This is a genomic window from Kitasatospora griseola (assembly GCF_014648555.1).
Classification (GTDB): Bacteria; Actinomycetota; Actinomycetes; order Streptomycetales; family Streptomycetaceae; genus Kitasatospora; species Kitasatospora griseola.
Window position 1 is genome coordinate 34136 of the sequence record NZ_BMRI01000031.1, and the last position, 9425, is coordinate 43560.

Annotated in this window: 10 protein-coding genes and 2 pseudogenes; 5 read left to right on the plus strand and 7 right to left on the minus strand. The window is 73.9% G+C overall.

The window, feature by feature from the left end:
* The first annotated feature begins 85 nt into the window (after positions 1 to 85).
* The gene (locus IEZ12_RS28880; protein WP_189276014.1) at positions 86 to 1864 is read left to right on the plus strand and encodes an ATP-binding cassette domain-containing protein; all 1779 of its coding nucleotides are present in this window, start codon (positions 86 to 88) and stop codon (positions 1862 to 1864) included.
* 77 nt (positions 1865 to 1941) lie between these two features.
* Positions 1942 to 2559, plus strand: a pseudogene (locus IEZ12_RS28885) (response regulator transcription factor).
* 7 nt (positions 2560 to 2566) lie between these two features.
* Here the strand turns inward: IEZ12_RS28885 and IEZ12_RS28890 are convergent.
* From IEZ12_RS28890 to IEZ12_RS39305, 4 genes and pseudogenes are all read right to left on the minus strand, one after another.
* Positions 2567 to 3049: a hypothetical protein gene (locus IEZ12_RS28890; protein WP_189276016.1), complete on the minus strand. Its 483-nt coding sequence runs from the start codon at positions 3047 to 3049 to the stop codon at positions 2567 to 2569.
* 2 nt (positions 3050 to 3051) lie between these two features.
* Positions 3052 to 3792, minus strand: a complete 741-nt coding sequence (locus tag IEZ12_RS28895) for a nucleotidyltransferase domain-containing protein (protein ID WP_505744223.1) — start codon at positions 3790 to 3792, stop codon at positions 3052 to 3054.
* Positions 3793 to 3931: 139 nt separating this feature from the next.
* On the minus strand, positions 3932 to 4228 hold the full coding sequence (locus tag IEZ12_RS40705) for a sensor histidine kinase (protein ID WP_373295545.1): 297 nt from the start codon (positions 4226 to 4228) through the stop codon (positions 3932 to 3934).
* A 130-nt stretch (positions 4229 to 4358) separates the two neighbouring features.
* A pseudogene (locus tag IEZ12_RS39305) lies at positions 4359 to 5306 on the minus strand (sensor domain-containing protein); the annotation flags it as partial.
* Here IEZ12_RS39305 and IEZ12_RS28905 point away from each other — a divergent pair.
* Complete coding sequence (locus IEZ12_RS28905) at positions 5305 to 5598, plus strand: hypothetical protein (RefSeq protein WP_189276020.1); 294 nt, start codon at positions 5305 to 5307, stop codon at positions 5596 to 5598. The pseudogene IEZ12_RS39305 and the gene IEZ12_RS28905 overlap by 2 nt on opposite strands.
* A 39-nt stretch (positions 5599 to 5637) precedes the next feature.
* Here IEZ12_RS28905 and IEZ12_RS28910 read toward each other — a convergent pair whose 3' ends face one another.
* The 3 genes from IEZ12_RS28910 to IEZ12_RS28920 form a co-directional block, all read right to left on the minus strand.
* Positions 5638 to 6681, minus strand: coding sequence for a polysaccharide deacetylase family protein (locus IEZ12_RS28910; protein WP_189276021.1), 1044 nt, complete (start codon positions 6679 to 6681; stop codon positions 5638 to 5640).
* A 152-nt stretch (positions 6682 to 6833) separates the two neighbouring features.
* On the minus strand, positions 6834 to 7502 hold the full coding sequence (locus tag IEZ12_RS28915; protein ID WP_189276023.1) for a peptidylprolyl isomerase: 669 nt from the start codon (positions 7500 to 7502) through the stop codon (positions 6834 to 6836).
* Between the two features lie 140 nt (positions 7503 to 7642).
* Positions 7643 to 8146: an aegerolysin family protein gene (locus IEZ12_RS28920; protein ID WP_189276025.1), complete on the minus strand. Its 504-nt coding sequence runs from the start codon at positions 8144 to 8146 to the stop codon at positions 7643 to 7645.
* A 278-nt stretch (positions 8147 to 8424) separates the two neighbouring features.
* Between IEZ12_RS28920 and IEZ12_RS28925 the strand changes: the two genes are divergently transcribed.
* Together IEZ12_RS28925 and IEZ12_RS28930 are read left to right on the plus strand one after the other, a co-directional pair.
* Positions 8425 to 8964, plus strand: a complete 540-nt coding sequence (locus IEZ12_RS28925; RefSeq protein ID WP_189276027.1) for an EF-hand domain-containing protein — start codon at positions 8425 to 8427, stop codon at positions 8962 to 8964.
* A 112-nt stretch (positions 8965 to 9076) separates the two neighbouring features.
* On the plus strand, positions 9077 to 9425 hold a 349-nt coding region (locus IEZ12_RS28930), incomplete at its 3' end, for a hypothetical protein (protein WP_229848230.1).

Genomic DNA, 9425 nt, shown 5'->3' on the forward strand with positions numbered 1-9425 from the left:
TCCCCCCGCACCAGCCCCCGCGGCCCTCCCCCGCCCACCGCGCCCACCGCGCCCTCCTCACCACCGACCCCACGGGGCCCACACCATGACCTCACCCGACCGAACCCACCCACTCACCGCACCCCGCCCGCCGCACCCTCCGGCACCCCGCCGGCCCGACACCCTGCCTCCGTCGCGGCAGTCCGGCGCGCCCCCGTCCCGGCCGGGTCTCGCGCTGCTGCGTGTCGCGCTGGCCGGCAGTCTGCCGGAGCTCTGGAAGCTCGCCGGCTGGACGGTGCTGTCCGCCGCACCCGCGGCGCTCTCGGGGAAGGCCCTCGCGCTGGCTGTCGACCGGGGGTTCCTCGCCCGCCAACCGGCCACCGGCTGGGGCTGGTTGGCGTTGTTCGCCGCCGCGGCGGCCGTCTCCGCGTGGGGGACCCGCAACGCCTACCGTCCGCTCGCCCGGATCGTCGAGCCTGCCCGGGACCGCCTGCTGCGGGCGACGGCCGACGGTGCGCTCCGGCAGACGGCCGCCACCCGTCCCGATCCGGACACGGCGGCCGTCGCGGTCGCCCGGATCACCCGCCAGGTCGAGGCGGTGCGCGACAGCCTGGCCGGGCAGTTGCTGCTGGTGTCCCATCTCGCCCTGACCCTGGTCGCCGTCGTGGCCGGCACCGCCGCGCTCGCGCCCGGCGCACTCGTCCCGATCTGCGCGCCCCTGTTGCTCTCGATCGCCGCCTTCGCCGCCCTCACGCCCCGGATGGCCCGCCGCCAGCGCGAGCTCTTCACCACCGAGGAGGAACTCACCGCCTCCGCCCTGCGCACCATGACGGCGCTGCGCGACCTGACCGCCTGCGGGGCGGAGCAGCAGGCGGTCGACCGGGTGCTGTCCGATGTCGCAGCGAACGAGGCTGCCGGGCGGGCGCTGGCCCGACTCGCCGCCACCCGGCACCTGTTGGTCGCGCTGGGCGCCCGTGGCCCGCTCGCGGTCCTGAGCCTGACCGCCCCGACGCTGCTCCACCGCGGCCTGAGCCCGGGTGCGCTGCTCGGCGCCCTCGCCTACCTGCTGGGCACCCTGGAGCCGGCCCTGCGGCTGCTGGTCCAGGGCCTCGGGCCGTCCTGGCTGCGACTGACCGTCGCCGCCGAACGGCTCGCCACCACCGCCGCGTCCGAGGAGGAGAAGCCCGCCGTCGCACCCCCGTCCCCCGTCCGACGGCGGCCCCGCCCACCGGCCCTCGAACTGCGCGGCGTCGACTTCGCGTGGGGGCGCGACGCCCAACCGGTGCTGCGCGACCTCCGGTTGACGCTCCGGGACGGCGAGCACCTCGCCGTCGTCGGGCCGTCGGGTACCGGCAAGTCGACGCTCGGCGCGCTCGCCGCGGGGCTGCTCCACCCGGACCGCGGCCACGTCCTGCTGTCCGGACTGCCCGCCGCGCAGCTCTCCCCCGCCGCGCTCGCCGCCCTTCGGATGCTGCTCCCGCAGGAGCCGTACCTGTTCACCGGCACTCTCGCTGAGAACCTCCGCTGGCCGGACCCGTCCCTGCCGACCGCCCGCCTCCGCCAGGCCCTGCACGACCTCGGCGCCGCCGCCCTGACGGACCGTCACGGCGGCCTCGACGGCGCGGTCGGTCCCGCCGCCCTCTCCCCCGGTGAACGCCAACTCGTCGCCCTGGTCCGCGCCTACCTCAGCCCGGCCCCGCTCACCATCCTCGACGAGGCGACCAGCCACCTCGACGCCACCGCCGAACTCCGCATCGACCAGGCCTTCCGCACCCGCCCGGGCGCCCTCCTCACCATCACCCACCACCCCTCCCAGGCCGCCCGTGCCGACCGTGTCCTCCACCTCGACACCACCGCCTGGTCGCTCACCCACCGCCCGCGCTGACCTCGACCGGGCGCTGGCCGGCTGACGAGCGAGCAGCTCCGAGCAGGAAGCGGTCGACCGTACCCCACAATGATCGAATGACGGACGATCGACTGCGGGTGGTGCTGGCCGAGGACTCGGCGGTGCTGCGGGACGGCCTGACGGAGCTGCTGACGGTGCGCGGCCTGGCGGTGGCGGCGGCCGTCGCCACCGGCGAGGAACTGCTCGCGGCGGTCGCGGAGCACCGCCCGCAGGTGGCAGTGGTGGACGTCCGGATGCCGCCCACCCACACACACCGACGAGGGGGTGCGGGCGGCGCTGCGGATCCGGCGGTCCTGGCCGGAGGTCGGCGTGCTGGTGTCCTCTCAGCACCTGGAGACCGGCTGGGTGACCCGCCTGCTCGCGGACGGCGCGGCCGGCCTCGGCTACCTGCTGAAGGAACGGGTGGCCCGCACTTCGGAGTTCGTCGACGCCCTGCATCGGGTCGCGGCGGGCGGCACGGCGCGGTCGACGAACTGACGCCGCGTGAGCGCGAGGTGCTGGCCCTGATGGCCGAGGGCCGCTCCAACCGCGCAATCGCCGAACGGCTCTCGGTGATCGAGCGGGCGGTGGAGAAGCACGTCGCCGCGGTCTTCACCAAGTTCGACCTGCACGCCTCCCCGGCCGACAACCTCCAGGTCCTGGCCGTACTGGCCTACCTCGCCGAGATCTCCTGACGAGTCATCATTTCACTTTCCCTGTCATCAACTTGGCGGCGTTGCGAATGCGCTTGGCGCGTCCGCCCTCGACCAGTGCCGCGAGGACGGCGCCGGCCGTCGAGGTCTCGGCGGCACGGAGCCGGCACCAGTTGGTCGCCGTGAGCAGCTCGTCGACCTCCCACGGCTCGCCCACCGCCGCCGCCCGCAGCAGGGTCCACTCGCGCAGCCGCCGGGAGATAAAGTCGTTCGCCGCCACGACCTCGGCCATCTCCGCACGCCAGGCGGGATACCCGGGGTCCGTGAACAGCTCTACGGCCCGCCGGTCGAGATACCCGCGGACTGCACTGCCGGCCATCGCCCCATCAGGATCGGTCAACACCCGCGCGACCAGCCCGGCCCCGCCCTCCGGCGCCACGTCGGCGAACGCCCGCCGGTAGCACGCGTACCGCACGTGCTCGTCCGGATCCCGGTCCGGATCGGACTCCGTCACTCCGGTCTGCTCGTGCACTCTCACCGTTCCGCGGAGACTTCCCCCGAGACTTCCTCGATGACCTCGTGAAGGTACTGCAAGGCGAGCTTCTCCGCGTGGTGGCGCCGTTCGACGGTCGTTCCGCCGACCTCTTCGGACCACCGGCGGTAGAGCTCGGCGGCGGCGAGGATCGCCTGTCCGGCCTCCCAGTGGTCGTAGCCGCACAGGGTGGCCCGGAGGGCGTGCGCCGCTTCGGGGGCGACGCTCTCCAGGCGGCGTACACCGCGCGGGTCCGCGCCCGCGCGGTGGGCGGCCAGCGGGCCGAGGACGGTGTCGCGCAGGTAGGACAGGAAGCCGATGGTCTCGAACAGTTCTCCGCGGCCGAGCTTCGTCGCCCCGTAGTGCACCCAGACCCAGAACCGGTCCTCGATCCACTGGAGGTCGAACTCCGAGGAAACCAGAGGCCGTTCGGCGAGGGCTTCGACCAGCAGGCCGTCCCGGTCCCAGAGGATCTCCGGGTCCGTGGTCCGCTCGGCGAAGTCGGAGGCCCGGACGAACTTGAAGTCCACGTGCAGCAGCGGCGGCCCGACGAGCGTGACGATCAGCCGGGGCTCGCCGACGTGTTCCCCGGTGAAGCCGGCCACCAGCGAGGTCCAGGAGCCGATCAGCGCCAACCGTTCCCGCACGACCGCGTCGTACGCCGCGTCGTCGACGGCCAGCACCAGGTCCACGTCCGAGTACTCGTCGCAGTCTCCTGCCACGATCGATCCGGTGAGCGCCACGCCCACGAACCGCCGGTCCTGCCGCATGCGCGGGAGGACCTCGTCGAGGAAGCCGCCGTGCAAGGTGGGGATGTCCATCCGCTTTCCTTCCGACCGGAGCAAAGCAGATCAACGTAACACCGAACTTCCTTGCTGACCCTCACAGTCGACCCGGCAGTTCGGCCGTGACGGCGGTCGGACCGCCCGGCGGGCTGCTGATCCGCAGTGTTCCGTCGACGGCGGCGAGGCGTTCGGCGAGGCCGTGCAGGCCGTGGCCGGGGGCCGCGCTCGCGCCGCCGCGGCCGTCGTCGTGGACGGTGAGGCGGATCCGGGCGGCGGCGGTGGTGACGGTGAGTCGGGCGGCGCTCGCGGCGCTGTGCTTGCTGATGTTGGTGAGCAGCTCGGCGGCGCAGTACCAGAGGGCCTGTTCGACCGCCTCGTCCGGCCGCTCGGGCAGGTCGACGCCGAGTGACGGGTACGGCGCAGCCCGCGGCGAGGGCGGGCAGGGCTTCGGCGAGACCGCCGTCCAGGCCGGTGGGGCGCAGGCCCTGGGTGAGGGTGCGCAGTTCGGCGATGGTGTCGTCGGTCTGGGTTCGGGCGCGGTCGAGGAGGGTGCGCAGCCGGGGGTCGGTGCGGTCGGTGAGGGTGTCGTCGGCGAGCGAGAGGGTGATGGCGAGGGCGACCAGTCGGGCCTGGGTTCCGTCGTAGAGGTCGCGTTCGAGGCGGCGCAGCCGCTCGGCGCCGGTGGTGAGCAGCGTGTGCCGAGCAGCCTCCAGGTCTTCGACGCGCTGCTGGGTGCGGGCCGGTCCGAGCAGGTGGCGGGCCAGGTACCGGTTGGCGTCGGCCGCCAGGCGGAGCAGCGGCGGGGTGAGGGCGAGCAGGACGAGCCCGAGCAGCGGGGCGGCGACGTCCAGCAGGGTCGCGGGGTGCGGGCCGTCCTCCAACAGGCGCAGCCACAGCGGGAATCCGAGCAGCCAGCCGCAGCCCAGCGGCAGCAGGACGACGGCGAGGCCGAGCACGCCGAGCGGCAGGCGCAGCAGCAGGTGGCCGAGGGTGCGCCAGGCGACGGTGTCGGCGAGCGCGGCCCCGATCCGGGCGACGGCGCCGTCCGGCCGGGCGGCCGGGCCCGGCGCGGGGACGTTCTCGCCGAGCATGCGCCCCGTCAACCACCGCTGTGGTGCGCCCAGTCGACGGGCCCCGGCCAGCGCGAGCGCGGCGACCGGCAGCCCGACGACCGTCAGCGACAGCAGCACCCCGGCGTACAGCGCGGCCAGCGCGCACGCCCCGCCGAGCACCGCCGCCGGCAGTCCGACCACCAGGAACCCCACCTCCCCGGGCCGTACCGCCCACCACCGCCGCACCCGCCTGCTCATCCGGCCGTCGGAGGTACGGGCGTCCGCCGTCGGGGCGAGTCGGTTGTCGCGGCGTCCGGCTCGGAGCGGGGCGAGGGCGCTGGATACCCCCAGGAGCGTTCGCCCGCCCCGGGTGACGCCACGACAGAGAGGAAAGCCCGTGCGGCGACTTCTGACTTCCATGGCCCTCACCGGTGCCACCGCACTGCTGCCGCTGGCCGGGATCCTGGCCGTCGCGCCCGAGGCCCACGCGTCGGCCCAGCAGTGTGTCACCGCGGCCGTCCAGGCGGGGGTACCGGCGTCCCTCGCGGAGGAGGCGTGCTCGCTCGCGGCGGGGGGCGATGTCGGTGCGTGCGTCGATCTGCTGAGCGGACTCATTCCCGCTCCGATCGCGAACACGGCCTGTCAGGTGGCGGCCGGGCTCGGCTCCCAGGCCGGCCCGCAGAAGGCCGGGCGCGTTCCGACCACGGCCTGACGCCCCGCAGTCCGAGCATCCGGGCGGCCTGACGGACAGTCAGGCCGCCGGCAGCCCGTCCACCCGGGCGAAGGTGCAGCCGCGGTCGAGCAGGCCCTCGATCACGCCCGGCAGAGCGTCCACGGTCTGCGAGCGGTCGCCGCCGCCGTCGTGCAGCAGGATCACCGAGCCGGGGCGGGTCTGTTCCAGGACGGCCCGGGTGATGGCTTCGGCGCCGGGCCGCGCCCAGTCGGTCGGTTCGACGTCCCACAGCACCACGGTGGTGTCGCCCTCGGTGAGCCAGCGCAGCACGTCGGGCGTGCGGGAGCCGTACGGGGGCCGGAACATCCGCGGGCCGTCGCCGCCGACGGCTCGGGCGATCGCCTCGTCGGTGCGCTCCAGTTGGGCGAGCACCTCGTGCCTGCCGAGGTCGGGCAGGTAGGGGTGGGACCAGGAGTGGTTGGCGATCTGGTGGCCGGCGGCGGCCATCCGTTCGAGTTCGGCGCGGTGCGCGAGGGCGTGCAGGCCGACGCAGAAGAAGGTGGCGGGGACGGCGTACCGGTCGAGGACATCCAGGATCCGGCCGGTGTAGGGCGGGTTGGGGCCGTCGTCGAAGGTGAGGGCGACCACCGGGCGTTCGCGGTGGCCGGAGACCAGGCAGCGGCCGGCGCGGCGCATCCGCTCCAGGGCGGGGATGCTGGCGTCGATGTCGGCGGCCATCTGCACCGCGCGGTCGCCGAACGTGCCGGTCTCGACGGTCAGCCGGACCACCGCGTCCGGGTCGCGGAGCGCGGCGGCGGCGAGGTCCTCGGCCCGGACGGAGCCGAACGCGGGACGCGGCGGCAGCACCCACGGGTCGGCCCGGTACAGGGTCAGGCCGGCGTCGATCAGGCCGCCGTCCAGTATGCCGTTGGTGGAGTCGATCACGGTCAGCAGGCACTCGCCGGTGGCGGCGAACTCCCGTTGCAGGCCGAGCAGATGCTCGGTGAGTGCGCGGATCCGCCCGGCCGCGAACCGGGTGGGCGGGGCGGCGGCGCGGCCGTTCTCGTCGAGCACTGCGACCTCGAAGCCGGAGCCGGTCCAGGCGATTCCCGAACAGCGCATTCGTGGCCCCCTCGCCGCCGGTCGCGGCCGGGTGGCCGCGAGAACCGTCGGGAGCTACCCGGAGCCGCCGACGGTGCGTCAACCCCTGTGCAGGGAAACGGTGACGTGGCGAGGCGGCCCGCCGCGCACGGCGACGGGCCGCACCGGCCTGCTCAGTGGCCGGAGATGCTGACCTTGCGGAAGTTCACCGGCAGGTTCGGGAAGCCGTCGCCGGGCGCGTTCTGGTCGTCCTCGCCGCCGGCGGCGATCTTCTGCAGCACGTCGAGTCCGCCGGTGATCTGGCCGAACGGGGTGTAGTTGGGCCGCAGCTTGGTGTCCTTCCAGACGATGAAGAACTGGCTGCCGTTGGTGTCCGGGCCCGCGTTGGCCATCGCGACGGTGCCGGCCGGGTAGGTCGCCCCTTCGAGGTTCTCGTCGGGGAACGAGTAGCCGGGGCCGCCGCTGCCGGTGCCGGTCGGGTCGCCGCACTGCAGGACGTACAGGCGCTGGGTGGTGAGGCGGTGGCAGTGGCTGCGGTCGAAGTAGCCGCGCTCGGCGAGGAACCGGAACGAGAAGGTGGTGCACGGGGCCTTGTCGGTCAGCGCCTTGAAGGTGATCGTCCCCTGGGTGGTGCGCAGGGTGGCGCTGTACGGCTTGGCTGCCTTCTTCGCGTCGAACACCGGGATGCCCTTGAAGTTGTCCGCCGGCACCGCGGGCGAGTACACGCACCCGGCGCCGGCGGTGGCTGCGGCGGCCGCCGGTTCGGCGGCCACCGCGGTGGTGGACAGCGCGAGCGGCAGGGTGGACAGGGCGGTGAGCAGCGCCCAGGACTTGCGCTTCATCTGGCGGCCTCCCCAACGGAGTTGATCATCCATCGGAATTGATCAGGGACCTGCCATATCTGCCCACTCCGGCCCCACCCACACCCGGGACCGCGCCTGTCGCACCCTTGCCGTTACCTGCCGTTCCCTTGCGGGAGCGGTCAGAGCCCCCAGGCGGAGAACTCGGCGGTGGCGTTGTTGCCGCCGCCGCCGGCCGGCTGCGGGACGTAGAACTTCGTGTCGGTGCCGTTGGAGTCGTAGCTGTTGGAGCCCACGTACGGGTTGTTCCAGTGGACCTGGATGCTCCGGCTGTTCAGGACCGGGTTGGCGCAGTTGTCGGCGAAGAACCGGGCGTAGCCCTCGGTGCCGGTCGCGAAGCCGTTCGACTCGGAGGCCCAGCTGCCCTGCTGCCCGTTGTAGATGTGCACCGGCGGGTCGAAGGTCCAGATGCCGTGCGAGAGCCACCAGTTCTCGCGGGTGAGGGTGCAGCCGGTCCAGTTGTTCAGCTTGACGACAGTGCTGCGGGCGGCACTCGTGACGGCCGGCGCGGCAGACGCCTTCGCGGTCTCGGTGGTGGTGGTGGTGGCAGAGGCCGTGCCGGTCAGCGCGAGCGTGAGCGCGGCGGCGGCCGTGACGGCGCCGGCGATGCGAACGTAAGTCCCCATGGTTGTTTTCTCCCCCCTGGAGGCGGCCTCCGGTCTCTCCGTCGGCCGTGTCACCACTGTGCGGCCTGGCAATAAACCTGCAATGAACGAGCAATAGCGGCGGCGTTCATCGATCCGCTCCACCGCCCGGGCCCGCCTCGAAAGGGTGCCCGCGTGCGGCCCCGCCCGCACGCCCCCGGAGCGCGGCGGGCCCGGCGCCGCACCGCGGTGCGCCGGTGCAGGAACCGGTCGACGGGAAAAGGATCACGGCAGTGCACCCCCGAGAGAGGCGGATTCCCTTGGTCAGCGAGTTCCAGCGCAGCAAGCTCACCGGCATGTTCCTGGCGTTCGACACCGACCGGAACGGCCATCTGGACCAGGCCGACTTCCAGGACCTCGCCGCCCGCTGGCACCGGCTGCCCCGGGTGGCCGGCGATCCGGAACTGGCGGGCCGGGTCTCGGAGGTGATGCTCGGCTGGTGGGACCACCTGTCCGCAGCCGCCGACCGCGACGGCGGCGGCAGGGTCGGCCTGGACGAGGTCCTCGCCATGGTGGACCGGCTGCCCGCGATGCTCGACTACGTCAACGCCACCTCCGACGCGGTCTTCGACGCGGTCGACGAGAACGGCGACGGCCGGATCTCCCGCGCCGAGCACCGCCGGCTGGTCGACACCTGGCACGGGCAGGAGGTCGACACCGCCGACGTCTTCGCGCTGCTCGACCGGGACGGCGACGGCTACCTCGGCCGTTCCGAATTCGCCCTGCTGTGGGCCCAGTTCTGGATCAGCGACAATCCCGCCGACCCGGGCAACCTGCTCTGCGGCCCGCTCCCCGGGTGACCGCGCCGACCCGTCCGCGAACTGTTCCGGGACTCTGTTGAAGTTTGCATGTCCATGGATACCCTCTCCGCGGGGCGGCACGGACCGCCCGCGCCGCGGAGGAGGGGTCGGGGTGGACACGCTCACCACTGAGGTCACATCGGAACTGGATCCTGCGCTGGCGGACCGGGTGACGGAGGCCCTGCTGCTGGCCGGCCTGCCGGTCGCGCACGGCGGCCACGGGCCCGGCGTCCACCTGCGGCCGGACGGCGCGGCGATCGTGCTGCGCTGGCTGGCCTCGCCCCGGCTGGAGGACGCGGCGACGGCGGGCGACGGACAGCGCCCGGCGGCGACGGCCCGTCAACTGGTCGCCGACGCGGTCGAGAACGCGCTCGCCGAACTGCTGCCCGCCCTCGGCCTCGACGCGGACCGCACCACCGTGCGCGGCGCCGCCGACCGCCCGGCCGTCGCACCGCCGGACA